Consider the following 25,308-nt stretch of genomic DNA (forward strand, 5'->3'; position numbering starts at 1 on the left):
ACAAGCCGGGATGCTGCCCACCATGAACGCACCTTTCGTCGCCACGACCGGATCGGAACAAGACAAAGGATGGCGGCCGGATCGCTGCGCGCGGGTCGCGCTGGTGTTGCAGGGCGGCGGAGCGCTCGGCGCCTATCAGGCAGGTGTCTACCAAGCGCTGCACGAAGCCGAGATCGAACCCGATTGGATTTCGGGCGTATCGATCGGCGCGATCAATTCATCCATCATCGCCGGCAACCCGCGTGAGCGCCGGCTCGAACGGCTGCATGCTTTCTGGGATCGGATCACGAGCCGCAAAGTCTGGGCCCATACGCCGGATGGCGACGTGTTCCGCCAGATGCGGAATGCCACCAGCTCTTTCTTCACCATGGCACTGGGTCAGCCCGGCTTCTTCAAGCCTCGCCAGATGAGCCCGTGGATGAGTCCTGCCGGCGCCCAGGATGCCACCAGCTATTATGATACGGAGCCGCTGCGCGAGACGCTGATCGAACTCGTCGATTTCGACCTACTGAACAATGCGTCGCGTCGCTTTTCGGTCGGCGCCGTCAACGCATCGACCGGCAACTTCATCTATTTCGACAATTCAGACGTCCGCATCGAAGCCGAACATATCATGGCGAGCGGCGCGTTGCCGCCGGCTTTCCCGACCGTCAAGATCGGGACCGACCATTATTGGGATGGCGGGCTCGTGTCCAACACCCCGTTGCAACATCTTCTGGCCCAGGACGATAGCGCCAATACGCTGGTGTTTCAGGTCGACCTCTTCAGTGCGCGGGGCGCCTTGCCCCGGACCTTGCAGGACGTGATGGCCCGCCAGAAGGACATCATGTATTCGTCGCGAACCCGCAACACCACCGACCTGTTCAGCCGCCTTCAAGGCTGGAAGAAGCGCGCCTATCAGGCGTTGTTGAAGGTGCCGGACGATCTCCTCAGCGACGAGGACCGCAAGCTGCGCGACGAGCTCGCGACCTTGCCCGAGATGACCATTCTGCAATTGATCTACCAGCAGAAGTCATACGAGGGCGACGCCAAGGATTACGAATTTTCCGGCACGTCGATGCGCGAGCATTGGCAGAGCGGCTATGAGGACACGCGGCGGACTCTCAGCCGCAAGGACTGGCTGGCAATGCCGCCGGCTGGAACCGGTATCGTGACGCACGATCTCCACCGCGAGTTTGATCGGTAAAGCGTCATGCTGGAAACCGTCGAAGCAAGCGGGCTGATCTGCGGTTATCGTATGGGGCCGGAGGGCCTCGCCGAAGATCTTCGCTGGGACGACATGGATGCCGCCCTCGATCAAGCGGACACGCATGTCTGGCTGCACTTCAGCCAATCGGATGTGCGCACCAGAGCCTGGATCGCCGAAAGCCGACGCATTCCGGATGCTGCCAAGGCGATACTTCTCGGCGCTGATACGCGAATGCGGATCGAAGCGACCGGCAATGGCTTGGCCGGTGTCGTCGGTGACCTGCATAGCGAGTTCGGCGAGCGAACCCAAGAATTGGAAGTGCTGCGCCTCTATCTTGACAACGGATGTCTGATCTCTGTCCGTCGTCAGCCGCTTGCGGCGGTCGACGCCTTGCGTCGCTCCATGCAGGACGGCGCAGCGGCCGAGAAGCCGGTCGGTCTGCTCACGCAATTCTTCCATCATGTCACGGATAAACTGGGTGACCTGATCGTCGAGCTGTCCGAGACCATCGACGGGCTTGAGGATGATCTGCTCGGCGGCAAGCTCGATAATCAGCACGGCGAGATCAGCCGGATCCGGCGTGTCACAGCGCGGCTACGCCGCCATATGGTGCCGCAGCAACATGCGCTCATCGGTCTGATCTCCCGTTTGCCGGGTTGGATCGGTGAGAAAGAGGCGACGAACCTTCGCGCCGCCATCGAACGGCTCGGCGCTCTCGGCCACGATCTCGATCTCGTGCAGGAGCGCGCGCGATTGCTGCAGGATCAACTCTCGAGCCGGCTGATGGAAGCCACCAACCGGAACCTTTACGTGCTGTCGATCGTGACCACGATCTTCCTGCCCATGACGCTCATCTCAGGCATCTTCGGGATGAATCTCGGCGGACTCCCGGCCCTGCAGGATCCTCTTGGTTTCTGGTATGGCATTGCCATCATGGTCGTGACCGGGCTGATCACGCTCTGGGTTCTGCGGCGCCGCAAGATGCTTTGAACGGCGCGGCGATCTGACGATCGGCTGATCGGAACTCCGTCGTGCGCCGGTTGTTTTGAGATCATGCGCTTATCGACCATCCCGACCCGAACCACCGTCTTGGCCCTCGTGTCTCTGCTCACGCTTGCGGTTTGCGGTCCGGCCGAGGCACAGACGATACCGAATGTCGGAAATCCGGCCTTCAACGTGCCGGCGCCAGCGGCCCCGGCCTATGGGTCGCAACCCTATAACAGCGCGACGGCCAACGGCTTCAACCATCCCAACGACATGGGTTACGGGACCTATCAGAGTTCCAGCAGGCTGACCGGCCACCGGTCCAAACCGCAGGCGAACCGCCGTTATCGTGGCTATTGATGCTGAGCGTCAGTAGCCGAATTGCTCGCTGAGAATACGCTCATCCAGCGAATGGCCAGGATCGTGCAGCAACGTCATCGAGACGGCGTGATCCATGGCGATTTCGATCCGGGCGACGTTCTTCAATTCGAAGTGATCGGCCGTGGCTGCGACGGGGCGCTTTTCGCCTTCAAGGACGTCTATCGTGATCTTAGCGGAGTTGGGCAGCAACGCGCCGTGCCAGCGGCGGGGGCGAAAGGCTGAAATCGGCGTCAGGGCCACCAGCGGCGCGTTCAGCGGGACGATCGGCCCGTTGGCCGAGAGATTATATGCCGTCGATCCGGCGGGCGTGGCGACCAATAGCCCGTCGGCGATCAGCTCACTCAGCCGCTCCCGCCCATCGATCGAAATCCGCAACTTGGAGGCCTGGTAGGACTGCCGCAACAGCGACACTTCGTTGATGGCGCGGGCGGTGGCGACAATGCCATCACAACTCGTCGCGTGCATCACGAGCGGGTGAACCGTGGAGGCTTCCGCACTGCCCAGACGTTCGAACAGATCGGTCTCGAGGAATTCGTTCATGAGAAAACCGACAGAGCCGCGGTTCATGCCGTAGATTGGTTTCGGCGAGCCCATGAACCGGTGCAGGACCTGAAGCATGAGGCCGTCGCCTCCGAGCGCCACGATGACATCCGCGACCTCGGGCTCGGCATTGCCGTAGCGCTCGGACAAGACCGCAAGCGCGGTTTCGGCATCAGGAGAACCGGATGAGAGGAAAGCGACCGCCTCGAACCGCTCCGACGGGTTATCCACCCCTGACATAACCCACTCCCGACGATCTTATCCGCTGGAAGCGGTGGTGGGCTTATAGCATGTGCGGTCTGACGGGCCACGCTGAAAGCGGCCCGAGTGGCGGTTGCGAGCCCCGTTTAAAGCGAGCACAACGGGAGATGCGACGTCAGACGAGGGAGGGCGCGATGGCGACGGAACAGGGTCAATTCTGCTGGTATGAGCTGATGACGACTGACGCGGCGGCCGCGAGCGATTTCTACTGCACTGTGATCGGCTGGACGGCCGAGACGGCGGGCCCCCCAGGCTTGGACTATAAACGCCTGATGATGGATGGCGCCCCGATGTGCGGTCTCATGAGGCTTCCGGAAAGCCTCCGCGCCCCGGGTTGGCGCCCGTCCTGGATCGGCCATGTCGCGGTGGACGACGTCGATGCGATGGTGGTCCGCGTTCGTGACGCCGCTGGCGCGATCCATCGCGAGCCGACTGATATTCCCGGCCTTGGTCGGTTCGCCGTTGTGGCGGATCCGCAAGGTGCGGTGTTCGTTCTCTTCCAAGGTCTTGCCGATAGGCCATTGGTTTCACCCGCCCCGGAGGCACTCGGCTCCGTCGGTTGGCGCGAACTCTACGCAACCGATTGGCAGGCCGCTTTCGCGTTTTACGAGGGTCTGTTCGGTTGGACCAAGGGCGATGCCATCGACATGGGTCCCATGGGCACCTACCAGCTCTTTTGCACGGGTGCGCAGCCGGTGGGTGGTCTGATGAACAAGGTCGGCAGCATGCCGGTTCCGTTCTGGAGCTTCTATTTCACGGTCGACGACATCAAGTCGGCGACGGCCCGCGTCATCGCGCATGGCGGCACCATTTTGCGCGGTCCGAACGAGGTTCCTGGCGGGAGCTGGATCGTCAATTGCTTCGACCCGCAAGGCGCGATGTTCTGCCTGACGGCCGCACGCTGATCGACTCTCGCCCCACGATGGTGACGTCGCATCCAGCGTCACCTACATGAGCGGAGACAAGAAAGGATCGCGATGCCCCGATATGCCATCTATTTCGCTCCCCATGCGGGAAGTCTCCTGGCCCGCTTTGGCGCGAGTGTCCTCGGTTATGACGCGTCGACCGGCGCCGATATCGAGCCTCCAGACCATCCTTTGTTTCACGATCCCGCAAGCCTCGGCTGGACGGCGGGGCCGCGACGCTACGGGTTCCATGCCACGTTGAAAGCTCCGTTTCATCTGGTGGACGGGCGAACGGCCGCCGAACTCGAACAAGCCCTGCAGGAGTTCGTACGGACGCAGACGCCGATCGACATCACGCTTAACTTGGCTTTGGTCGGCCACTTCCTGGCCCTCGTGCTGGCCGAACCCTCTTCTGCCATGCAGGATTTGGCGGCTGCCTGCGTACGGCACTTCGATCTTTTCCGCGAGCCGTTGAGCCCGGAGGACCGCGAGCGCCGCCATCCCGATCATCTGACGGTGCAGCAGGTCGCTAATCTCGACGAATGGGGCTACCCGTTCGTGCTCGATGATTTTCAGTTCCACATGACGCTGACGGGCCCACTCGAGCCGCGAGACAGGGCGAAACTCGAGCCGGTTCTGCGCGACTTGCTGCGTGACGTTCCCCTCAGCACGACGGTCGATAGCCTTGTGTTGCTGCGGCAGGAGAGCGCGAACGACAGGTTCGTGATGCAGCGGCGTTTCGATTTTGCCGGGGCGTAAGACCGTCAGGGCGCTGTGAACAATGCGGGAAATTGGGTGCCGTAGCGTGTGACGACCTCGCCGCAGAGATCGTCATGCGAGGTGGTTTCGAAACGGTTTTTATAATCGGCCTCGAAACGGTCGCGGAGGCTGCCTTTCGGAAGCACATCCCCAAGGCGAATGCCGGCTTGAGACAGGATGCCGATCGCCGGGCCGAATGCCACACGGACGTTCCTGCATTCCGCGTCGATCAGGGTCACGTCGGCGACGAACTGGATGGGATCGATCGAAACGGCCGGATCATCGGCCGGTGTGGCGCCGGTCGGACCGGCCGCCAAAACAAGAGCCGCGAAGGCGGTGGGCCGAAGCATGCGCTGCATCACGTGTGTTGGCTCGCAATTCTGATCTCGATCGACGTCAGCCAAGCCATCGTGCCGGAGCCGATCGCCTGCATGAGCGGTTGCAGGGCCGTTCTGCCCCCTTATTTGTTGGAGGTGAAGAGGGGAGCGCTGACGGCGGGGCCGATGGAGCGCCAGACGTTCGGATCTTCCTGCGACTGCCGTTTCACAAACCGATAGCCGGTCTGATCCCACGGCAGGATCACGTCGACCATGTTGTCGAGCGCGAATTCACCCTTTGTGGTCTTCACCGTCAGAACCGCATGGCCCTCGCCGCTCCGGTCTTTGACAACCGTGACCAGCAAGGCTTGGCGTGGATAGCCTGCTTCGATCAGGAGCTTGCGCTTCATCAGCACGTAATCCTCGCAGTCGCCTTTGCCATCGAGCGGGTAGTCCCAACGATCGATCACACCCCAATGATCCATATCGGTTTCGGCATGGATGGAGCCGTTCACGCTGCGGTTGATCCGGTCGATGTCCTTCATGACCTTCGGCGACGCGGCAATGTCCTCGGCCGGCAGAGCCGGTCCATCGCATTCCCCGGCGTAGCGGTTGCAGAAGTCGATCCATCCGTAAGGCACGCTGGTTTGTCCGGTGACGGCGGCATAGCTGGCCCGCATATCGGCGGCCGTCGCGATTGCGAGCGGCGAGAAAGCCCCGCTCACCAGGAGCATCGCTCCCATCATCGCTTTTTTGAAACTCGACACCATCGCGTCCTCGTCATCTGATCTGATGTCGAAGATGCCAGGACGGTTTTGCAGTCGATGTAAGTAAAACTCTATCGTTTTACGGGTTTCGATTTAAGTTTATCACCGGCCCGTTAAGTGTAACAAGGTCGAAACAAGGTCGGTAAAGCTTTCGTTTAATTGTCTGGATCCTGTGTGAAACCAAGCTGTTCTGGTGCTGGGTTGGTTGATCTGGCGGCGGCTCGTCTTCGGTGCTTTACAACCTGGCAACCATGCTCCGGCGTCGATATGGTTAAATTCGGCGGCGCGCGAGCGAAATGCGCGAAAAATTTGTGGCGTCTAAAAGGCGGGGCGGCGGCTCCGCCGCATAATTGCCTCTGCGGTTAAAGCCACGATCGTCGCACATGCCTCTCGACAGTCGTTAAGCATGAGAGACCTCGCATGTTTCCGTAACGTCAGTTTAGCTTGCCCAAGTCCTGCCTCAAAGGTTAAAGCTTCTTAACGCCCCTTGGGCGGACGCTGATCATGCCGGTTCGTCCCCTCCGCCCCTCGGCGGCTGTGTCGCTTGGCGTCTAACACTTCCGGATCGCGATGCCTGTGACCGCCGATCTGCTCTTGCGATGTCGCGGCATCATCTGCGTCGCGGCTTTGGCCATCGCCTGCGGCTTTGGCGAAAGGGCCTTCGCGGGTGCGTTCAACGAGCCTGCCGGGCAGGGGCTCGTGGTATTGCGGGGCACTTACGATAACGGCGATCGGGTGTTCGACACGAGCGGGCGGCTCAACGGGGGCACGCCATATACGAAGCGTGAAGCGTCGGTCTATGTGCAATATGGCGTGACCGATTGGCTGCAGGTGATCCTCAAGCCCGATTTGGTGTCGACCAGTCTCGGCGGCGCCATGGGGGCGAGTTATACCGGGCTTGGCACCAGCGAAGCGGGCGCGCAGATCAGGTTGCTCATGTTCGGCCCCGCGGTCCTGGCGGTCCAGGGGACGTTTCACCTACCGGCGACGACGCGCCAGCGCAATGCGGCGCTGATCGGCAATACCTCGCGCGACACGGACGGACGTGCGCTGCTCGGCATCGCGTTCAATCTCGGATCCTGGCCGTCATTCATCGATGCCGAGGCTGGTTACCGCATCCGCAGCGCCCACGCACCCGACGAGGTACATATGGACCTGACGCTCGGGACGCGCCCGCGATCCGATACACTGCTGCTGTTTCAAAGCTTCACGACCCTGCCGGTCGGCCAGGGCGTGCCGTGGTTCCCGGTGTCGCAATATACCAATGCCGGCGTTTCGGTGGTCTACGACCTCAATCCGCGATGGTCGCTTCAACTCAGCGGCTTCGTGACGGTCGAAGGACGCAATGCCTTGCGCGAGCGGATCGTCGAGACATCAGTCTGGTATCGGTTTTAACGGATCGTCGCCGCTGGCGACTTGCATGCCTGTCGCGGGCTTGCTACTGCCATCGCGGTCGTATCGAGGGCTTTGGGCCTGACAGCGACCGGGGTAGTTCGTTTTTGCGTCTGCCCTGTAATTGACCGCGCGGCACCGGCATGTGGTGCCGTTGGGCCGGCGTAGCACAGCGGTAGTGCAGCGGTTTTGTAAACCGAAGGTCGGGAGTTCGATCCTCTCCGCCGGCACCAGACTTCGCTCAATCCTTGTTTTGCGAAGGATCACGGTCCAAAAAGTATCGGAATATTGCAGCGGCGGCTTGCAGGACCAGACATCGTTCGATATATGATGCGGATCGATCCGAATTTGGTCGGCCCGCTCGCATGCTCTCAGGAGCGCTGAGCCGCTATCCGTACTTTCTGAAGGTTGAGCGTCGCGGTCCTCGCGCGACGGACCCTTATGCTTGCTCAAACGAGATTGAGCGATGCCGTGCCATATCGACAGACTTGGACGGCTCTTGGACATCATGACACTGACCAAAGACTTCAAAACCACCAAAGCTTTGCCGCGCCCAACCCGGCGCACACCTCTACTCTTCCCAAACAAGACATGGAAACCCGAACCTTGCGGTTTGAGCCGCGAGGAATTGCGTCGCCTGGTCGACGAAATTCTCGGTTAGTCGCGCCCTGTTTAAGGTAAACGCGATTTTAACTCTGTCTCGATAGCGTCGTCGCTTTCCCGGTGGAGAGCACGATGCCAGCACGCTACGAAGTTCGAGAGGAGCAGGATCGGTCCTGCTCCGTCGTGCAAGCTGAGACGGGTGAACCAGTGTTCCTAGCTGGGATTCCGCAAACCCGACTTCATATCGAAGATGCGAGGGTTTTGGCCGAGCGCTTGAGCCGAATGGCGTTGCGGATCGACACCGCAACCCGGCTGCAGGTCACACCCGACTGAGACTTGAAGACGGACGCCCGACCATCATCACGGATCAGCGGGCAACTTCTATCGCCCGCGACATTCCAGGGTTGAGCGTCATGTCGCGTCCGACCAGAGTCCCTAATGGGTCGTCAAAGCCGCTTTGCCAAGATCGGTCAGGACAAGTTGACCCTTGGCGCGGGGAGATGGGCGCGCTTCGATGAAGCCGTTGTCGATCATCGGCTTGATGTCGGTCATCACATGGAAAATACCGATAACCGGCTGCTTCGCATCGACCCACTCGAGCAATCTCTTCTGCTCGCCATTCAATTGCATGTTCGGCTCTCCGATCCGTTGAACCTCGATCCTGAGCCGCCATGGTTAACGAACCATGAAAGACTGAGACGATGGCCGTCACGGCCTGGATCGGTCACGTCGACCAACGCGCCTCGAAGGCGGTCGAAGCCTGGAAGCTTGTCGGCGGATGCGATCGCGGAGGCGGTGCACAAACCCCTTCTTTGCTAGAGCGGATCGCCGAATTCATCCCATTCCGTGAAGACAGCTATAGGATGACGCCACGTGCGCCGGCGAAATCCTGCGCCCCACGCTTTCGTATCTGTCGTAGCCGGTCAGAGCCTGAAAGGCCTCGTTGGCTCATCCGATCGGATTGTCGGCCTAGCGGGGGTCTGAGATCACCATCGGCATTCGCGTCGCCCGCATGGCTGCCGCAAAGGGGTCTCCCTGGCCATGCTCGTCATTCAGGTCGTCCGTGATATGCCAATCATCTTTCTGCTGCGTGATCCGAAGGTTTCACTCGATAACGCGCCGCAGCGAACGCCTCCAGATCGTCACAGCTAACGCCTCCACTTCCGAGCCGTTCCATCATGGTTGCCGGAGCCGTGACGAGGCACCGCGTCGCGGCCGGCAGCGAGCGACCCACGATCGTTGAGCGCACGTCGATCCGGAGCCGCGAGTTTTGCAATGCATTCAGAGAGCGCATGCAAGCGTCTTGCTAATTCTTCCGCTCTCGCGATCGCCATGTCCGAGCGTTCAGCCAAGCTTTCGCCAAGTTGATTATCATTTGCGTGCGGCACTCTTCGGCTCCTCGATCCTTATTTCGAGACGGAGATACGTTAACCGTGACCGAAAGCTTCGCCGCGCTAACGGAATAAGTTGACGTCGCTCTCTGAAATGTTCGGCGACTCTGCTGAGGAGGGCAGATGTCGGGCGGGCGTGCTTCACTCCCGATGGATCCGCCTGACGCGTCGGAGACCCAAGCCGCGATCGAGCTCTCGACGGCCTGACGCGACTAAGCGATCAGGCGGTCGCGCTCCACCTGCCAGTTCATCGATGAACGATCGGCCCATTTTGCCGCAATGACGCGAAGGCAGCGGGCCGCGTGATCCGTATCGGCTTCCGCCCAATGTCCACGATAACCGGGATACCGGCGGAGATAGTCTCGATAGGGCACGAGCTTGTATTCGACCGGATAGGCATGGAGATAGCGTGCCATGAACTCGATGTTTCCGGACCAGGCCGTTGCGACCGCCGGCTTGCCCATTTCCAACATTTCGCAGATCCCGAGCCCGAAGCCCTCCGACCGGTGCAGCGACAGACATACGTCGTGCTGCTCCTGCAAGGCGACCATCTCGGCGTCCGTCATTTCCGCTTCAAGAAGCACGATGGTCTTGGTTTCGCCGATCATATCGAGCAATTCTCGGCGGATCGGAGCCGTGCGTCGACTGAATCGAACCTTCATGGTGAGGGTCGCGCCTGGATGATCGCCAAAGGCTTTTTGCCAGGCCTCGATGTGAGCCCAGGGGTTCTTGCGATCCGGGCAAGTCGAAAGATCCATCACGGCGAGCCCCTTGAAAGGCGCGCCCTCCCGGCGAGCGATGCGATGAGACCCCGATCGCGCGATCTTCACAGGATGCGGCACCACCGTCACGTCACGGGTCGAACCGAGCCGAAGAGCCTCCGCGCTGAACGACGTCGGGGTCCAGTATTCGTGGAACACCTCGTCGATATATTTCCAGTGCGCGGGAAAATAGGGCAGCTCCCACACGGCCAGGCAGATGCGGTAGCTGTCGCGAAGGAAGCTCGGCGCGACGTTGCGCAGATGCTTCCAGATGAGGTTCGGCTGCATGAGAAAGATGACGATTGCTGGCGGATCGTCGCGGCGCTCGGCCGCATAGGCGGCTAGCGATAACGTTCCGACCTGATCGGTCACATCGATCCTGGTCGCGAATGGATGGACGGCGGCGATCCGATCGAGTTCGTAGCGCGCCGCGCGACTGAGGCCGTTTTTGGCCGAGAAGGCGCCGATGACGCAGACATCGGCGGATGCCGGACGTCGCGCCATCTCGATCTTGCGAAAACGCTCCGCGACACGGTGATCCTCGGCGTCATGCCGGAGGCGACTGAACGGACGATTGAACAGATGCCACAGGACGGCGGGCGACATTCGGCGACATTCGGCCGCAAATCCGTTGAACTCAGAGGCTTGTCGATGCGGAGGGAAATATGGCGCAGACGTGCGAGGAAGATCCGACACGAGACGGCTCCTTGACGTGTAAAGCGGACGATCACGGCCCGATAAAGGACAAAGCAGAACGTTAGCGCTGGGTCGGCACGGCCGGCGGAGCATTGTCGGGAGTAGCCGGCGACGGTCCAACCACGACCGCCGCCACCATCGAACCGAGGATTGTGACGAGCATCAGTCCACGCAGCAGCCCCTGTGCATGCTGCGGGACTGTTCGGAGCTCGTCCAACGACGGCTCGAAGCGTGAAGGATGGATCATGTTCGACAAATTCGCCTCGAGAACCGTTTCGGTCCAGATGCATTAAGTGGGATATTTTCCCACGTCAAGTTGTTCGACCCTTTCGATTGCGGGTTGCAGCCCTCCCGGCGCCCCGGTAAATCATCAGGCGGCCAGCGGGTCGGTCGAGACGTTCAACGCGGAGACGAGACATGTCGGCCGGTGATACCAAGCCTTCTTCCTTCTCGATCGGATCCGGCGACCTGAGCGCCGAGATCAATATGCTCGGCGCGGAACTGATCCGGCTTCAAGACGAGCAGGGACGGGATCTGCTGTGGGACGGAGATCCCGCCTTCTGGACGGGGCGCTCGCCCCTGCTGTTTCCGATCGTTGGGCGCCTGAAGAATGATGTGCTTCGCGTTGGCGAGATGAGCTCTCCCATGAAGCAGCATGGCTTCGCTCGGATCTCGACGTTTGAATGCGTCGGCCACGATCAGACGAGTTGCCGCCTGCGGCTCGACGCTAGCGGCGACACGCGCGCCATCTACCCCTTCGAGTTTCGCTTCGAGGTGACCTACACGATCATCGCACGAACCTTGGAGATCGCGGTTTCGGTCCACAATCTCGGGACCGGGGTCATGCCGGCCGCGATGGGATTTCATCCCGCGTTCCGTTGGCCACTCCCCTATGGCGCGGACCGGGCCGATCACGCGATCGTCTTCGAGCGTGACGAGCCGCATGCGATTTCTGGCGTGGTCGGCGGGCTCTTGGCGCGTGCGCCGAAGCCCAACCCCCTCCAAGGCAAGCTCCTTGCCTTACGGGACGACCTCTTCGCCGAAGACGCCCTGGTGTTTCTGAGCCCGGAAAGCCGAATGGTCCGCTATGGTGCGGCGGGTCATCGCTCGATCGACGTGCGGTTTCCGCTGATGCCGGAGCTTGGCATCTGGTCGAAGCCGGGCGCTGGTTTCGTGTGTATCGAGCCCTGGCACGGTTACGCGAGCCCGGAGGATTTCGATGGCGATCTCGCGCAGAAGCCCGGCATGGTCCTGATCGAACCCGGCCATGAGCAAAGGTTCGGGATGAGCGTCACGTTGGATGCCCCGACGACAGCATGAGCCCGTCCGCTGCCTTCAGGTGCGGTTGTAGACATCCTCGAAGCGAATGATGTCGTCCTCGCCGAAGTAGCTGCCGGTCTGTACCTCGATCAGTTCGAGGTTGATCTTTCCTGGGTTGCTGAGGCGATGAATGGTTCCGATCGGGAGATAGATCGATTCGTTCTCGTGGACGATTTTGATCTTATCGTCCAACGTGACCTCGGCCGCTCCGCGCACCACCACCCAATGCTCGGCGCGATGATGATGCTTCTGGAGCGAAAGGCGCGCGCCGGGCTTCACCACGATGCGCTTGACCTGATAGCGGCTGCCCTGGTCGATGCTTTGGTAATAGCCCCACGGGCGATAGGATCGGCGATGTTCCGACGCCTCTGGCCGTTTGAGGGCTTTCAGCTGCTCGACCAGATCCTTCACCTTGCCGGCCTGCGCGCTGTTGAGCACGAGAACGGCATCATGCGTCGTCACCACGATGACGTTGTCGACGCCGACGACGGCCGTCAAGACATCCTCGGACCGGATATGGACGTTGGCGGAATCCATGACGATTCCGGAGCCCCGGACCGAGTTTCCGCGATGATCCCGATCCGATAATTCCCAAACGGCCTGCCAATTGCCGATATCCGACCAGCCCATGTCGGCCAGAATGACGGCACAACGCTGCGTCCGCTCCATGACCGCATAATCGATCGAGATCTTATTGGCCCGCGAGAAGGACGGCTGATCGAGTTTGAACATGCCAAGATCGGTCGTCCCCTTTTCGACCGACTCGCGCGCCACCTCGGCGAGTTCAGGCTCGAATTGGTCGAGCTCGGCCATCATGACATCGGCGCGGAAAACGAAGTTTCCGGAATTCCACAGGTAGCCCTCGGCGAGATAGCCGACGGCCGTGGCAGCATCGGGCTTTTCCACGAAGGCATCGACGGCGCGAACGCTCGACCCGAATGCAACCGGTTCGCCCGGACGGATATAGCCAAAACCAGTCGCCGGATGGGTGGGCTTGATCCCAAAGGTGACGATCGATCCCGCCGCCGCCGCGACCGACGCCTCGCTGCAGAGCTTCACAAATTCAGGCCGGTTGGCGATCACATGGTCGGCTGCGAAGATCGCCACCACGGTATCTGGCGCCCGCCGAGAGGCAATTGCGGCCGCAACCGCGATGGCCGGAGCCGAGTCCCGCCGCACCGGCTCGAGAACGATTTCGGCTTCGGCGTCGATCTCTGCGATCTGCTCTGCCACGTAGAAGCGGTAATCGAGGTTCGTGATGACGATCGCGGGGTCGAACACCGAGCGATCACGTAGCATCTCGAGCGCGGTCTGGAATGTCGATTGCTGGCCGACCAGGGGAATGAATTGCTTCGGCATCGTTTCACGCGACTCGGGCCAGACCCGCGTTCCCGAACCGCCGCACATGATCACTGGCAAAATCTTGGGCATGGTCATCCCGAATTGAACGGTCAAATAAATTCCGTTGATTTGACCGCAGCATAGTCTCTCATTGACCCAGTAGCACGGAAATTATGGAATTTTCGACGGAGTAATCCTTTCGACCACAACCCTGGTACTCGCCGATATCCCGAAGCGCTTCGGCAAACTATACCGCGTGTCTTTTGGAAAATAAGCGCGATTTGTACACAAAAGGATGATCCGAATGCACTGTTGCGCTTGAAATGTGCCCGATTACAAATTCGTGGTCTGCGTCAACTCTTGACGTTCTACCCTGTTCTCGGCAAGAGCTTACGGCATCGCCGCGGCGCGATCGTGGGCTCTCCGTCTGACGTCAAGGATCCATTTATGCTGCCCGTTTCCGGACTCATCCCCAACAGTTTCGCCTACGAACAGCAGCCGATGGTGAAGCCGACCGGCTTCCGTGAATATGACGCGCGCTGGCTGTTCGGGTCTGAACTGAACCTGATGGGCGTCCATGCCCTCGGTCTTGGGCTCGGGACCTTGCTGCGCGAACTCGGCGTTAAACCCGAATTGGTGACCGGACATGACTTTCGCGCCTATTCGTCGTCGATCAAATATGCGCTCGTGTCGGGCCTCATGGCGAGCGGCGTCAAGGTTCACGATATCGGGTTGGCGCTCTCGCCAATGGCCTATTTCGCGCAATTTGCCCTCGATGTTCCCGCGGTCGCGATGGTGACGGCCTCCCATAACGACAATGGCTGGACCGGCGTCAAGATGGGCGCACAGCGTCCCGTCACCTTCGGGCCGGACGAAATGGGACGCCTTCGCGACATCGTCCTTGGCGACAAGGGCCGCACAAGCGATGGAGGCTCCTACCATTATGTCGAGAATTTCGCCGACATCTACGTCAAGGATCTGACGAGTCGGCCGAAGCTCAAGCGCACCATCAAGGCCGTCGCGGCTTGCGGCAATGGAACCGCAGGCGCTTTTGCGCCGCGCATCCTCGAGGCGCTCGGCTGCGAGGTGATCCCGCTCGACACCGAGGCGGATTTCACCTTTCCGCGCTACAATCCAAATCCCGAAGACCTGCATATGCTCGAAGCCATGGCCGAGAAAGTGCGCGAGACGGGTGCCGATGTCGGGCTGGGCTTCGACGGCGATGGCGATCGCTGCGGCGTGGTCGACAATGAGGGGCACGAGATCTTCGCCGATAAGATTGGCGTCATGCTGGCGCGGGACCTGTCCGTGCTGCATCCGGGCGCGACATTCGTCGTCGACGTCAAATCGACCGGTTTGTTCGCGACCGATCCCGTGCTGCTCGCCAATGGCGTGAAGGCCGATTACTGGAAGACCGGGCACTCCTACATCAAGCGCCGCGTCTCGGACCTGAAAGCGCTGGCCGGGTTCGAAAAGTCCGGCCATTTCTTCTTCAATACGCCGATCGGGCGCGGTTATGACGATGGGCTCGTGACCGCCATCGCGGTGCTCGACATGCTCGATCGTAATCCTGCCAAGACGGTCGCTGATCTCTACCGCGACGTGCCGAAAACCTGGGGGTCGCCGACGATGTCGCCCCATTGCGACGACGAGAAGAAATATGGCGTCGTCGACAGAGTCGTGGCTCATTTCAAGGCGGCGCAGGGGGCCGGCGAGATGTTTACGGGGCAGCCGATCCGCGATCTCAACACGGTCAATGGCGTGCGGGTCACCGTACAGGATGGTACCTGGGGTCTTGTCCGGGCCTCATCCAACAAGCCCGAACTGGTGGTGGTGGTCGAAAGCCCTGTCTCTGAGATGCGGATGCGGGAGATGTTCAAGGAGATCGACGCCGTCATGCGCCAGTATGGCGAAGTTGGCGCCTATAACCAGACGATCTGACCCGCACCGACTCCGGGGATCGACACTGCGATCCCCGGCAGATTGAAATCGCGATGCAGCTCAGAATGGCGAGTCGGGGAAGTAGAATTCCTTGGCGTTGGCTTTCGTCACCAGCGTGGCGTCGAGGATGTAACGGCCCCGCACAGGCACCTGATCGTAGAAGTTGCCGACCGTCAGTTCCATCGCGGTCGCGATCATGGCCGGCGGATATAGCACGTCGACCGGGATCATCGTGTCCCCGTCGGCCACCTTCTTGATCATGTCTTTCATACCGGCGCCGCCGATCACCATTTTGATGTCGCTGCGGTTCGCCTGCTTGATGGCTTCGAGCACGCCCACCGCCATGTCATCGTCCTGGCACCACACCGCATCGATCTTCGGGTATTTCGACAGATAATCCTGCATCACCTTGAAGGCATCGTCGCGCGACCAATTCCCAAATTGCTTGTCCAGCACCTTGATGCCGCTGCCCGCGATGGCCGTGTCGAAGCCCTTTTGACGCTCTTCATCGATGACGATCGGCAAGCCGCGGATCACGACGACGTTGCCGGTCCCGAGCTTGGATTTCAGATAGTCACCCGCGACGCGGCCAAGATCGGGGTTGTTGCCCGCGATATAAAGGTCTTGGATGGTCGGGTCGGACAAGGCGCGATCGACGACGGTCACAAACACACCCTTCGACTTCACCTGCCGGATCGGATCGGTGAGTTCATCCGAATTCTGTGGCAGTGTCACCAGAGCATCGATGCCTTGCGTCGTCAGATCCTCGAGCGCATTGGCCTGCGAGGCTCCATCGGGCGAGGTCTTCACGATGATTTTGAGGCCCGGATGACGCGCCTCGAGCATCGCCTTGGCGCGCATCGCATGGAACACGACACCGCCGGTCCAGCCATGGTCGGCCGCGGGAATCGACACCGCGATCGTGACCTTCTTGTCCTCGGCATGCACCAAGCCCGCGCTTGCCACAATCGCCAGGGCGGCGAGCCCCGCCCGTACGGTTTTCATCATCGTCCACTCCCTTGGTGGGGCACTTGTTCGACGTGCGGGCGGCCCCTTGACCCGCTTTCGGTCATCGCTGGCGCATCAAAGAGCGTTGCACCAGCATGGCGATGATGATGATGGCACCCTGCACAGCGCCGATCAGATATTCGCTGACAAGATCGGACAACACCATGATGTTGCCAACGACCTCGAGGATAAGCGCGCCGCAGATCGTGCCCCAGATGCGGCCAACCCCGCCTCGCAGCGCGGTGCCGCCGATCACAACGGCCGTAATGGCCTGCAATTCCCACAGCAACCCCGTGGTGGCGGTCGCTGCCCCGAGACGCGGAACATAGACCAGCACCGCAACGGCGACGCAGACGCCCTGGATCACGTAGGTGATGGTGCGGACGCGGTTGACGCGTATGCCCGAATAGCGCGCGACATCCTCGCTGGAGCCGACCGCGACGACATGACGACCAAAGGCCGTTCGGTAAAACACGAAAGCGCCGATCGCCCCCATGGCTGCGATGACGACGATGGGGATCGGGACGCCGAACAGGGCGCCGAAATAGATCGGTCGATAGAGACCTCGCATGTCCTGCGACTTCATCGCGATCGAGCCACCGGCCGCCAGAAAAATCGTCAAGGCCCGAAAGATTCCCATTGTGCCGAGCGTCACGATAAACGGTTCGATCCGCCCGAGCGTCGTGATCATCCCATTGCCGAGGCCACAGAGCGCGCCAACCAGCACGGCCAGCAGCATCGCGACCGCGATCGCTTCGAGGCCAAAGCCCATGATGCCGCTGTTCATGAACAAGATCATGATGCTGGCCACGAAAGCCGCCATCGAGCCGACCGACAGGTCGAGGCCGCCGGCCGAAATCACGAAGGTGGCCCCAACCCCGATGATCGCGATGAAGGCGCTGCGGGTGAGGACGTTGGTCAAATTCTCGAGACTGAGAAAACTATGGTTGACCAAAAAGCCGAGCAGGACCAGCACTGCGAGCGCTGCGAACGGCGCCACGGCCGCGATTTCGAAGGCCGGAAGACGGCTCGAGGCCGGTGGATGTGCGGGCGTGTCTGTCATGAGGCTACGACTACCGTTTCGGTCAGCGGTTGTGGTCCAATCCCGGTCGCATAGACCACGATATTCTCCTCCGTCATCGTGTCCCCGCTGACGGCGCCGACCAGCGCGCCACCCCGCATTATGAGGACGCGGTGGCAAAGCCCAATGAGTTCCTGCATCTCCGACGAGATCACGATCGCGGCTTTTCCCTCGGCCGCCAACGCGGCGATGAAACGGTAGATCTGTTCCTTGGTGCCGATGTCGATGCCGCGTGTCGGCTCGTCGATGATGACGATTTGGGGCTCGAGCAGCATCATCTTGCCAAGTAGAAGCTTCTGCTGATTGCCGCCCGACAACTGACCGGCCAGCATCGTGCGACGGCGCGCTCGGATATCGAACGCCTTAACGGCCTCGTCCAGCGCTGCGTCCTCCCGGGGGCGATCGATCAGAGGTCCGCGACAAAATCGGGGGAGGGCCGCCAGCGTCAGGTTGATACGGAGATCCTGCCCGAGCAGCAGGCCTTTGCCTTTGCGATCCTCGCTCAGGTAGACGACGCCCGCCCGCATACTGTCCCGCACGCTGGCGAAGCGCACCGGCGCGCCGTTCAGCATCACCTCACCCTGCGCCGGGCGCAATCCGACGACCCCTTCCAGCAATTCGGTGCGGCCGGCTCCGATCAGTCCCGCAATCCCGAGAATTTCGCCGTGCCTGAGCTCGAACGAGCAATCCGTCGCGTAACCCGGCACATTCATGTGCCGCACCGCCAGCACGATATCACGCCCGGGTTGTGTGTGCCGCTCAGGGTAGAGATTGGCCATGTCGCGGCCAACCATCAGATGGGCCATGTCCAGAGGCCGCAGCGTACCGGCCTCTCGGGTCGCGATCAGGTTGCCGTCGCGCAGAACGGTGACGCGATCGGCGATCGCCGCAACCTCCGGCAGCCGATGCGAGATATAAAGCACCGCGACATTGCGTTCGCGCAGGCCCCGAATGACGCCGAGCAGCGCATCGGTCTCGACATTGGTGAGCGAGGCGGTCGGCTCGTCGAAGATCACCACGCGATGGGGAACCTGCAGGGCGCGGGCGATCTGCACCAATTGACGTCGCGCGATCGAAAGGCGGGATACGACCGTCGTCGGCGCGATGTCGGCGCCGAGAGCCCGCACGGCCTGGGTGGCCTCGCGGTTCATGCTGTGGTCGTCCATCACCAAGCCGCGCCTGATTTCGCGACCCATGAAGATGTTTTGCGCGACCGTCAGATGCGGTGCCAGCAGGATTTCCTGATGCACCAGGACCACGCCGCGCCGCTCTGCATCCACCGGTCCCGAGAAAGCGACCGGAACCCCGTCCATGCCGATGGCGCCATGCGTTGGAACGAGATGGCCGGCCAGAAGCTTCATGAGCGTCGACTTGCCGGCGCCATTTTCGCCGATGATGGCGTGAACCTCACCCGCCATCAGCGACAGGGTGATGTCGCGCAAGACCTCGACCGGGCCAAAGCTTTTTGACAAGCCACGCGCCTCGAGCACGGCTGGCGCATGCGTCAGCCTCGTCTGTGCGGTGGCCGCAGCTCCGGCTGCCGTCACGGTCGATCTCCTCCTTCGCCCGGTTATGCTCCGGTGCCGCTTGCTGCTTCAGTCATAAGCGCAATGGCATGATCAGCGAAAGGGATCTTCCGCGCCCTGGATTAGGATTATGGGTGAAATGGCGGCCTGCTAATGATGACCGCCGCCGCCAGGTCCTCCGCCAGGCCCCCCGCCAGGTCCGCCGTTCCGTCCGCCGCCTGGGCCGTCACCGCCCCCGGGGCCGTCGCCTGCTCGACCCCCGTCACGCACACCGGCGCCCATGCCACCGTCGTTCCGGCTGCCAGGGGGCGAACCAACGCCGCGATCGGGTCCGTCTCCCGGCCCATGTCCCGTGTCTTGCCCCGCCCCTTGTCCCACCCCTTGGCCAGGACCGCCGGGACGTTGTCGCTCGCCGCTCCGCTGACCGTTGGAGCCGCCTTGACCCGAGCCGGACAGGCGGATCGACTCGAACGTCAGGCGTCCGGTCTGATCTAAGGTTGCCGACACGACAGCTTGCACAACATCCTGGTTGGGAACCTCGCTCCGGCCAAGATGCGCCCCATCGATCGTCAAACCGGAGCCGATCACCAAAGCATCGTCCCGCCGCTCGACAAGTGCTTCCACCGACAGTCCCGATGTTCGCAGTCCGTCGAGCACACCGATTTCGGTCTGCGTCGCAAGAGCCTTGAAGCGGCCCTGTCGTGCGATGCCGGAGATGAGCGCGCGTTGACCGAGCAGCGCTGGATCGACCTTGTCGAGGCTCAAGCGACCGATCGCCAAGCCACCGTCACGGCCAAGGATAATCGGCCCGGCAATCCGATCGTAAACCGTACGCGCGGGCTCGATCAGGCTCGCCACAATCGTCCCGTCGGGGCGACGGAGACCGCTCACGGCCACACGCTTGCCGACGCGCCAGGATCGCGGCTGCTCGATCGTATCGGTCGTGATCGGTTGACCGAGGACGACGATGCGGCCCCGTGACACATGCTGCACGCGGCCGACGACCTCGCTGACGACATCGATCGCGCTCGTCGAGAAACGGTCGTCATGCCGCGAGGCGACAACCCGCACGACATGGCCGAGCCGAAGGTCAGATGGCGGAACCGCAACGCCATCGATCGTGACCGGCACATCGTCGGGATAGGAGATCCGCAGGTCGTTAACTACGATGCTGCCAAAGCGCCGGATGGTGCCGACGACGCCCGTTCCGCCGATGCCGCGATCGCTTGGCGGATCGGATGGCACCGCGCCGGTTCCGCCGATCCCCTGGTCAAGAACCGTTTGGGCAAAACCCGGCCGGGGCCAGACCAGAGCCAAGACGGCCGGCGTCGAGCCGCGCAGAAGGGCCCGGCGCGTCATGAGGCCGAGCCTCATCGACGCTGCTCGCGGCGAGATGCTGCGGGCGGTGGCGTTGGTTCAGGCGAGGGGGTCTTATCCTCGATCATCACGTAGAGCCCGAAATTCCACCGTGCGGTTCCGCCGGGATCGGTCGCGCAGGCGGCGTGCGCTTCGATGTTGAGGGTCTGCAGCGCCGCTAGAGCGACCTCGCGCGACCGTCGTTCGAGGTGCCGCGCCAGATCGCCCGAGAGGCCATCATAATGGACCGCGCGCTCCAGAAAAGGCGGCCCTTCGTCGAGAACGTTGGCGACCGCGGCCGCCATGTGGTCATGGATGTTGCGGCCAAAATAATAGAGTTGCTGATCGCTGCCGGCCTGCGGCACGTGTCCGGCGCGCAACAGCACGATCGCGTCGTCAGGCCCGATCGCTACGAGTTTACGGTCGAGCCAATCATCGAGAACGGCCCTCGGCCGCACATCCCGCGTGACCGAAGCGACGAGCGATTCAAAGGACGGTTTGCCCTTGTCGGCGATACGCGGCAAGTCGATGGGCTGCCCTGATGCATCTCCGAACGGCGGACCGGCCAGCCATCGGGCCATGATACGGCTTGTCTGAGACAAGGCGACCGGCACCGCATTCAAGGGCGCTCCCGCGCCTCTCAGCCGGCTGACCTCCTTGCGGTGGATGCCCGTCAAAAGACTGACGCGGCTGTCGGTTTGCTCTTTGCGCGCCAGGGCGAAATCGTTTTCGGCGACGTTGACGTAGAGTTCGCGAAGAAGATTACAGATGGCCGGAAAGGTGACGCCGCTTCGGATCATCAAACGGACGAGCGGCCGCAACAGCCGGGCCAAAGGGGTCCGCAGCCGCGACGCGTCGGGAGGGCTTGCATCAGGTTCACCGCTCATCAGCGTCTTCTAACGCCAAAAATGTGGGAAGCAATCCCACGTACAGGGAGGAACAGCGAGAGGTGGACGCAACGGCGGACGCTCGCGCTGTTTGCTGGTGCTTGTCCGAGATGGAACAAGCGGTCGAGTGCGGCTGTTAGCCCCACGGCGCCGGCACCTGGCCAGCATGAGGCGATGAGGAGAGCGTCTGACGACGTTCATCGGCCCGCTTGCCCGCGCTATCCGGCTGAAACACGAGGGAGGCCTTCATGAGCTTGAACAGCACGACGACCCACGATCGTCATATCACCGCGTTTTTCGACACGCGAGCGGGCGCCGAAAAGGCCGTCAATGAACTGATCACGGCCGGTCTTCCGGGAGCGCGCACCTCGGTGACGGGCGATCAGGACGTGGGAACCACAGAGGCGGCGACCGGCGACCGGAGCTTTTGGGACTCTCTTAAGGACCTGTTCTTGCCCGACGAGGACCGCTACGCCTATGCCGAAGGCCTGCGGCGTGGTGGTTTTCTGGTTTCGGTCTACACCGACGACAGCGGGCATGACCGCGCGCTCGATATCCTGTCGAAAGAGGGATCGGTCGACATGGACGAGCGCGAGAAGGAGTGGCGGTCGCAAGGCTGGGATGGATTTGGAAGCACCGCCGTGGGCTCCGATCTCGTTGGCGCCGGAACCTTGGGTTTATCCGCATCCGGCATTGCGATGGCGCCTCCGGTCGAGAGCCCCGTGACCGATCGGCCTCGTATCCTGACGCGCCGTGACACGACCGCCGATCGCGGCGCGGTCCGTAGCTACGTGGTTGAGAGCGCCGACGATTTGCGTCACGAAGACGGCTCGCATGTGCCGAAATTCAATCCGGCCACGGATGCGGCACGTATCGTCGAACATATGGACGTCATCGCCTCCGACCGTCAGAAAATCGGAACCGTCGACCATCTCGATGGGCCCGACACGATCAAGCTGGCCAAGACGACGTCGCCCGACGGTCAGCATCATTTCGTGCCGCTCGCTTGGGTTGATCATGTGGATACCCACGTGCATCTGAACAGGACCACCGCTCAGGTCATGAGCGGCTGGTGACGCGCGTCCTGATGACATCGGTTTGACGTCACCTGAATGATCGGCGTCTTGCCACGGGAGCGATAGGCCACGAGCCGATCGCCCCCTCGCCGCGATGGTATCGCGGATTTCAGACGGCGGGGAACGTCGGCGTTGTTCGGGAGGCGGCGCGGACAAGGCCGAACATGCTGCGGGTTCCGCGCCCCGCTTCGGCCACGACTGCGGCCACGATAGCGTCTCGTTCGGTTTCGGCATTGAAACGGAGCGCCACCGCGCGGCGCACTGCCTCGCCGATCAGACGATTGTCGTTGGGCGTGAAGTGTGTGCCGAACTGGTCCGAGTCACGCATGGATTGTCCTCCCGCTCGATCGCCTGGCGCTTTGCGTCGTAAGCTTGCGCCGAATAGATCATCGCTTCGTTCAAGAACAATGCCATGCCGTCCCTCAAATGCACCTGCGCGACCTTAGGATTTGGTCATCATGAGGGGCAAAGGCGGGGTACCTCCTTCGGGAGGGAGTCGTCCGGTCGTGCTGTATCGTCCTTGAGCTCAACCCCGGTCCGCCCAAGCGTCAGAGCGCGCTCGATCAAGCGCGCGAGCGTGCTCGCTGCCTGATCCGGATCGAGGCCGCCGGCACGAATATTCGACACGCAATTGCGCTCGGCATCGTTGCGGCCGATCTTTGGGTCGAGCGTGAGATAGGCTCCGAGACTGTCGGCTGCCGATAAACCGGGTCGCTCACCGATAAAAACCACCACCATTCTGGCGCCCAAGAGAGCGCCGATCTCATCGCCGAGCGCGACTCGGCCCTGGTTGGCCAGGACGATCGATCCGATGCTGCGGCCGTTGATCCGCAGGAGCGGGATCAGAGCATCGAGCAACGGGAGTGCATTGAGTTTGGCGGCCGTGGCCGACAATCCATCGGCGACTACCAACACGATATCGGCAGGAACGCGAGGGCGTGCCGCCAAGACACTTCGCGACTCACGCGACAGGCGTCGTCCGAAATCCGGGCGCCGAAGATAGGTCGCGCGATCCGGCGCGGCGCTGTCGACCTGTATGATGTCGAGCCCGAATGCGCCAAGCGTGCTCGCCAGGGCGTCGCGGTCGAGCGCGTCGTGCACCGCATCCCGCGCCAAGGCATGCGCCATGTCGAAAGCCAGAACGGCGCTGGTCGGCAGCGCTGAGCCGGCTCGGCCAAGGCCAAGTCGAGCCGACGTGATGCCGGAGGGCAGGGGCGCCCCATCACGGCTGACGACCGGCTGGCCGGAGTCGGGCTCCATCGCGCCCGCGGGTCGGTCTTGCCGGGTCACGCGACCAGCATCCGGCTTTCGGGCAGGAATGGATGAGCGCCCTGCCGAGGCAGCAAGCGCCCGGTTTGGTCCGCCAATCCCATCCGCTCGAGCCAGGCCGCAAATTCCGGGGCGCGGCCAAGACCAAGCAATTCGCGGATGTAGAGTTGATCGTGAAACGATGTCGATTGATAGTTCAACATGACATCGTCGGCACCGGGAACGCCCATGATGAAGTTGATGCCCGCTGTTCCTAGCAGCGTCAGCAGGACGTCCATGTCGTTCTGATCGGCCTCGGCATGGTTGGTGTAGCAAATATCGCAGCCGATCGGCAGGCCGAGCAACTTGCCGCAAAAATGATCTTCCAAGCCGGCCCGGATGATCTGTTTGCCGTCGTAGAGATATTCGGGACCGATGAAACCCACGACCGTATTGACCAGAAGCGGCTGATAGGCGCGACACACCGCATAGGCGCGCGCTTCGCAGGTTTGCTGATCGACGCCGTGATGCGCGTCGGCCGAAAGGGCGGACCCTTGTCCGGTCTCGAAATACATGACGTCGTTGCCGACCGTGCCCCGGTTCTGCGAGCGACCGGCATCTTCCGCCTCCCGCAACAGCGCGAGTGAGATGCCGAACGAGCGGTTCGCAGCCTCCGTCCCGGCGACCGATTGAAAGACGAGATCGACCGGCACCCCGGCCTCGATCAGGCCGATCGTCGTTGTCGCATGGGTGAGCACGCAGGATTGGGTCGGGATATCATAGCGCGCGATAAGATCGTTGAGGCGATGCAGGATGCTGCTGACGGCGGCTGGCGCATCGGAGGCCGGATTGACGCCGATCACCGCGTCACCGCAGCCGTAGAGCAAGCCCTCGAGCGTCGAGGCCATGATGCCGCGCGGATCATCCGTGGGATGGTTCGGTTGCAGACGCACCGCCATTGTTCCGGGCAACCCGATGGTGTTGCGAAAGCGTGTCACAACCCGGATCTTCTTGGCCACGAGGATCAGGTCCTGGTTTCGCATCAATTTCGAAACCGCAGCCGCCATTTCGGGTGTCAGTCCTCGCGCCAGCGCCGCGAGCCGCATCGGGGTGGCATGATCAGAGAGCAACCAATCGCGGAAACCGCCAACCGTCAGAGACGCGACGATCGCAAAGGCCCGTTCGTCATGATGATCGACGATCAAACGCGTGACCTCGTCCTCCTCGTAGGGGATCACCTGGTCGAGCAGCAAGGTCTTCAGTGGGAGATTGGCCAGGCAGGATTTGGCGGCTGCATGTTCGACCGCCGAGCCAGCCGCGATGCCGGCCAGCATGTCGCCGGAGCGGAGCGGCGTTGCTTTGGCAAGCAGATCCTTCAGGTCGGAGAACATCCAAGACTGACCGCCGAGACTATATCGATAGCTCATCGCGTCTCCGTTCCTTTGGACGACCTGACGAGGGTCGAGTTTGATCGCCGTGACCATAGAACGCCGCTGCCGCAAAGAACAGGCGAGCCACCATCCGAGGGTGTCTTATAATTGTCATATCATTGACATGATGCACGCGTGCCGTGATTGA

24 protein-coding genes and 1 tRNA gene are annotated in these 25,308 nt (G+C 61.8%); 10 read left to right on the top strand and 15 right to left on the bottom strand.

Annotated features, from left to right (window positions below; translation table 11 throughout):
* Nucleotides 1–22 precede the first annotated feature (22 nt).
* From LGH83_RS00980 to LGH83_RS00990, 3 genes are all read left to right on the top strand, one after another.
* Complete coding sequence (locus LGH83_RS00980; RefSeq protein WP_227400263.1) at nt 23–1,186, top strand: patatin-like phospholipase family protein; 1,164 nt, start codon at nt 23–25, stop codon at nt 1,184–1,186.
* Between the two features lie 6 nt (nt 1,187–1,192).
* Nucleotides 1,193–2,179 (top strand): CorA family divalent cation transporter, encoded by a 987-nt coding sequence (locus tag LGH83_RS00985; protein ID WP_227400264.1) that lies wholly within the window; start codon nt 1,193–1,195, stop codon nt 2,177–2,179.
* Nucleotides 2,180–2,242: 63 nt separating this feature from the next.
* Nucleotides 2,243–2,533, top strand: a complete 291-nt coding sequence (locus tag LGH83_RS00990; protein ID WP_227400265.1) for a hypothetical protein — start codon at nt 2,243–2,245, stop codon at nt 2,531–2,533.
* A gap of 9 nt (nt 2,534–2,542) precedes the next feature.
* Here LGH83_RS00990 and LGH83_RS00995 read toward each other — a convergent pair whose 3' ends face one another.
* The gene (locus LGH83_RS00995; protein WP_131115866.1) at nt 2,543–3,334 is read right to left on the bottom strand and encodes an NAD kinase; all 792 of its coding nucleotides are present in this window, start codon (nt 3,332–3,334) and stop codon (nt 2,543–2,545) included.
* Nucleotides 3,335–3,489: 155 nt separating this feature from the next.
* On the opposite strand from LGH83_RS00995, the gene LGH83_RS01000 reads away from it, so the two are divergent.
* Together LGH83_RS01000 and LGH83_RS01005 are read left to right on the top strand one after the other, a co-directional pair.
* A complete protein-coding gene (locus LGH83_RS01000) occupies nt 3,490–4,260 on the top strand; it encodes a VOC family protein (protein WP_227400266.1) in 771 nt (256 codons plus the stop codon).
* Nucleotides 4,261–4,332: 72 nt separating this feature from the next.
* On the top strand, nt 4,333–5,019 hold the full coding sequence (locus tag LGH83_RS01005) for a DUF1045 domain-containing protein (protein WP_227400267.1): 687 nt from the start codon (nt 4,333–4,335) through the stop codon (nt 5,017–5,019).
* Nucleotides 5,020–5,024: 5 nt separating this feature from the next.
* Here LGH83_RS01005 and LGH83_RS01010 read toward each other — a convergent pair whose 3' ends face one another.
* Both LGH83_RS01010 and LGH83_RS01015 read right to left on the bottom strand, forming a co-directional pair.
* Nucleotides 5,025–5,369, bottom strand: a complete 345-nt coding sequence (locus LGH83_RS01010) for a hypothetical protein (RefSeq protein WP_227400268.1) — start codon at nt 5,367–5,369, stop codon at nt 5,025–5,027.
* Nucleotides 5,370–5,479: 110 nt separating this feature from the next.
* Complete coding sequence (locus LGH83_RS01015) at nt 5,480–6,106, bottom strand: transglutaminase-like cysteine peptidase (protein ID WP_413771083.1); 627 nt, start codon at nt 6,104–6,106, stop codon at nt 5,480–5,482.
* Nucleotides 6,107–6,673: 567 nt separating this feature from the next.
* On the opposite strand from LGH83_RS01015, the gene LGH83_RS01020 reads away from it, so the two are divergent.
* On the top strand, nt 6,674–7,498 hold the full coding sequence (locus LGH83_RS01020; RefSeq protein WP_227400269.1) for a hypothetical protein: 825 nt from the start codon (nt 6,674–6,676) through the stop codon (nt 7,496–7,498).
* A gap of 155 nt (nt 7,499–7,653) precedes the next feature.
* Nucleotides 7,654–7,728, top strand: a tRNA-Thr gene (locus LGH83_RS01025).
* An 805-nt stretch (nt 7,729–8,533) separates the two neighbouring features.
* Here the strand turns inward: LGH83_RS01025 and LGH83_RS01030 are convergent.
* From LGH83_RS01030 to LGH83_RS01040, 3 genes are all read right to left on the bottom strand, one after another.
* Nucleotides 8,534–8,728 carry a hypothetical protein gene (locus LGH83_RS01030; RefSeq protein WP_131115883.1) on the bottom strand — a complete coding sequence of 65 codons (195 nt, stop codon included), beginning with the start codon at nt 8,726–8,728 and terminating at the stop codon, nt 8,534–8,536.
* 973 nt (nt 8,729–9,701) lie between these two features.
* Complete coding sequence (locus LGH83_RS01035; protein WP_227400270.1) at nt 9,702–10,856, bottom strand: glycosyltransferase; 1,155 nt, start codon at nt 10,854–10,856, stop codon at nt 9,702–9,704.
* A gap of 151 nt (nt 10,857–11,007) precedes the next feature.
* Entirely contained in the window at nt 11,008–11,193 is a 186-nt protein-coding gene (locus tag LGH83_RS01040) for a hypothetical protein (protein ID WP_227400271.1), read from the bottom strand.
* Between the two features lie 170 nt (nt 11,194–11,363).
* Here LGH83_RS01040 and LGH83_RS01045 point away from each other — a divergent pair, with 170 nt between their 5' ends.
* The gene (locus LGH83_RS01045) at nt 11,364–12,266 is read left to right on the top strand and encodes an aldose 1-epimerase family protein (protein WP_227400272.1); all 903 of its coding nucleotides are present in this window, start codon (nt 11,364–11,366) and stop codon (nt 12,264–12,266) included.
* Nucleotides 12,267–12,281: 15 nt separating this feature from the next.
* On the opposite strand, the gene LGH83_RS01050 is transcribed toward LGH83_RS01045, so the two are convergent.
* On the bottom strand, nt 12,282–13,697 hold the full coding sequence (locus LGH83_RS01050; protein WP_227400273.1) for a mannose-1-phosphate guanylyltransferase/mannose-6-phosphate isomerase: 1,416 nt from the start codon (nt 13,695–13,697) through the stop codon (nt 12,282–12,284).
* Between the two features lie 357 nt (nt 13,698–14,054).
* Here LGH83_RS01050 and LGH83_RS01055 point away from each other — a divergent pair, with 357 nt between their 5' ends.
* Complete coding sequence (locus LGH83_RS01055) at nt 14,055–15,548, top strand: phosphomannomutase/phosphoglucomutase (protein WP_227400274.1); 1,494 nt, start codon at nt 14,055–14,057, stop codon at nt 15,546–15,548.
* A gap of 60 nt (nt 15,549–15,608) precedes the next feature.
* Here the strand turns inward: LGH83_RS01055 and LGH83_RS01060 are convergent, their stop codons facing one another.
* From LGH83_RS01060 to LGH83_RS01080, 5 genes are all read right to left on the bottom strand, one after another.
* A complete protein-coding gene (locus LGH83_RS01060) occupies nt 15,609–16,553 on the bottom strand; it encodes a substrate-binding domain-containing protein (protein ID WP_131119738.1) in 945 nt (314 codons plus the stop codon).
* A 64-nt stretch (nt 16,554–16,617) separates the two neighbouring features.
* Nucleotides 16,618–17,619 carry an ABC transporter permease gene (locus LGH83_RS01065; RefSeq protein WP_227400275.1) on the bottom strand — a complete coding sequence of 334 codons (1,002 nt, stop codon included), beginning with the start codon at nt 17,617–17,619 and terminating at the stop codon, nt 16,618–16,620.
* Entirely contained in the window at nt 17,616–19,184 is a 1,569-nt protein-coding gene (locus LGH83_RS01070) for a sugar ABC transporter ATP-binding protein (protein ID WP_413771084.1), read from the bottom strand. The genes LGH83_RS01065 and LGH83_RS01070 overlap by 4 nt, the downstream gene beginning before the upstream one ends.
* Nucleotides 19,185–19,313: 129 nt before the next feature.
* Nucleotides 19,314–20,537 (bottom strand): DUF5666 domain-containing protein, encoded by a 1,224-nt coding sequence (locus LGH83_RS01075; protein ID WP_227400276.1) that lies wholly within the window; start codon nt 20,535–20,537, stop codon nt 19,314–19,316.
* Entirely contained in the window at nt 20,534–21,406 is an 873-nt protein-coding gene (locus LGH83_RS01080) for a DUF6502 family protein (protein WP_227400277.1), read from the bottom strand. The genes LGH83_RS01075 and LGH83_RS01080 overlap by 4 nt, the downstream gene beginning before the upstream one ends.
* 884 nt (nt 21,407–22,290) lie before the next feature.
* Between LGH83_RS01080 and LGH83_RS01085 the strand changes: the two genes are divergently transcribed.
* Complete coding sequence (locus LGH83_RS01085) at nt 22,291–22,482, top strand: DUF2171 domain-containing protein (protein ID WP_227401673.1); 192 nt, start codon at nt 22,291–22,293, stop codon at nt 22,480–22,482.
* Between the two features lie 109 nt (nt 22,483–22,591).
* Here LGH83_RS01085 and LGH83_RS01090 read toward each other — a convergent pair whose 3' ends face one another.
* The 3 genes from LGH83_RS01090 to LGH83_RS01100 form a co-directional block, all read right to left on the bottom strand.
* The gene (locus LGH83_RS01090; RefSeq protein WP_227400278.1) at nt 22,592–22,810 is read right to left on the bottom strand and encodes a hypothetical protein; all 219 of its coding nucleotides are present in this window, start codon (nt 22,808–22,810) and stop codon (nt 22,592–22,594) included.
* A gap of 128 nt (nt 22,811–22,938) precedes the next feature.
* Nucleotides 22,939–23,772, bottom strand: a complete 834-nt coding sequence (gene eutC / locus LGH83_RS01095) for an ethanolamine ammonia-lyase subunit EutC (protein WP_227400279.1) — start codon at nt 23,770–23,772, stop codon at nt 22,939–22,941.
* Nucleotides 23,769–25,157, bottom strand: coding sequence for an ethanolamine ammonia-lyase subunit EutB (locus tag LGH83_RS01100; RefSeq protein WP_227400280.1), 1,389 nt, complete (start codon nt 25,155–25,157; stop codon nt 23,769–23,771). Before LGH83_RS01100 ends, eutC begins: the two co-directional genes overlap by 4 nt.
* Nucleotides 25,158–25,308: the final 151 nt, after the last annotated feature.

It is taken from the genome of Lichenihabitans sp. PAMC28606, assembly GCF_020616535.1.
In the GTDB taxonomy this organism is placed as follows: domain Bacteria; phylum Pseudomonadota; class Alphaproteobacteria; order Rhizobiales; family Beijerinckiaceae; genus Lichenihabitans; species Lichenihabitans psoromatis.

What these genes read in the sequence shown, in the direction of transcription:
- LGH83_RS00980 (WP_227400263.1), top strand. Translation starts at nt 23, where the DNA reads ATGAACGCACCTTTCGTCGCCACGACCGGATCGGAACAAGACAAAGGA.
- LGH83_RS00985 (WP_227400264.1), top strand. Translation starts at nt 1,193, where the DNA reads ATGCTGGAAACCGTCGAAGCAAGCGGGCTGATCTGCGGTTATCGTATG.
- LGH83_RS00990 (WP_227400265.1), top strand. Translation starts at nt 2,243, where the DNA reads ATGCGCTTATCGACCATCCCGACCCGAACCACCGTCTTGGCCCTCGTG.
- LGH83_RS00995 (WP_131115866.1), bottom strand. Translation starts at nt 3,334, where the DNA reads ATGTCAGGGGTGGATAACCCGTCGGAGCGGTTCGAGGCGGTCGCTTTC.
- LGH83_RS01000 (WP_227400266.1), top strand. Translation starts at nt 3,490, where the DNA reads ATGGCGACGGAACAGGGTCAATTCTGCTGGTATGAGCTGATGACGACT.
- LGH83_RS01005 (WP_227400267.1), top strand. Translation starts at nt 4,333, where the DNA reads ATGCCCCGATATGCCATCTATTTCGCTCCCCATGCGGGAAGTCTCCTG.
- LGH83_RS01010 (WP_227400268.1), bottom strand. Translation starts at nt 5,369, where the DNA reads ATGCTTCGGCCCACCGCCTTCGCGGCTCTTGTTTTGGCGGCCGGTCCG.
- LGH83_RS01015 (WP_413771083.1), bottom strand. Translation starts at nt 6,106, where the DNA reads ATGGTGTCGAGTTTCAAAAAAGCGATGATGGGAGCGATGCTCCTGGTG.
- LGH83_RS01020 (WP_227400269.1), top strand. Translation starts at nt 6,674, where the DNA reads ATGCCTGTGACCGCCGATCTGCTCTTGCGATGTCGCGGCATCATCTGC.
- LGH83_RS01030 (WP_131115883.1), bottom strand. Translation starts at nt 8,728, where the DNA reads ATGCAATTGAATGGCGAGCAGAAGAGATTGCTCGAGTGGGTCGATGCG.
- LGH83_RS01035 (WP_227400270.1), bottom strand. Translation starts at nt 10,856, where the DNA reads ATGTCGCCCGCCGTCCTGTGGCATCTGTTCAATCGTCCGTTCAGTCGC.
- LGH83_RS01040 (WP_227400271.1), bottom strand. Translation starts at nt 11,193, where the DNA reads ATGATCCATCCTTCACGCTTCGAGCCGTCGTTGGACGAGCTCCGAACA.
- LGH83_RS01045 (WP_227400272.1), top strand. Translation starts at nt 11,364, where the DNA reads ATGTCGGCCGGTGATACCAAGCCTTCTTCCTTCTCGATCGGATCCGGC.
- LGH83_RS01050 (WP_227400273.1), bottom strand. Translation starts at nt 13,697, where the DNA reads ATGCCCAAGATTTTGCCAGTGATCATGTGCGGCGGTTCGGGAACGCGG.
- LGH83_RS01055 (WP_227400274.1), top strand. Translation starts at nt 14,055, where the DNA reads ATGCTGCCCGTTTCCGGACTCATCCCCAACAGTTTCGCCTACGAACAG.
- LGH83_RS01060 (WP_131119738.1), bottom strand. Translation starts at nt 16,553, where the DNA reads ATGAAAACCGTACGGGCGGGGCTCGCCGCCCTGGCGATTGTGGCAAGC.
- LGH83_RS01065 (WP_227400275.1), bottom strand. Translation starts at nt 17,619, where the DNA reads ATGACAGACACGCCCGCACATCCACCGGCCTCGAGCCGTCTTCCGGCC.
- LGH83_RS01075 (WP_227400276.1), bottom strand. Translation starts at nt 20,537, where the DNA reads ATGAGGCTCGGCCTCATGACGCGCCGGGCCCTTCTGCGCGGCTCGACG.
- LGH83_RS01080 (WP_227400277.1), bottom strand. Translation starts at nt 21,406, where the DNA reads ATGAGCGGTGAACCTGATGCAAGCCCTCCCGACGCGTCGCGGCTGCGG.
- LGH83_RS01085 (WP_227401673.1), top strand. Translation starts at nt 22,291, where the DNA reads ATGGACGTCATCGCCTCCGACCGTCAGAAAATCGGAACCGTCGACCAT.
- LGH83_RS01090 (WP_227400278.1), bottom strand. Translation starts at nt 22,810, where the DNA reads ATGCGTGACTCGGACCAGTTCGGCACACACTTCACGCCCAACGACAAT.
- LGH83_RS01100 (WP_227400280.1), bottom strand. Translation starts at nt 25,157, where the DNA reads ATGAGCTATCGATATAGTCTCGGCGGTCAGTCTTGGATGTTCTCCGAC.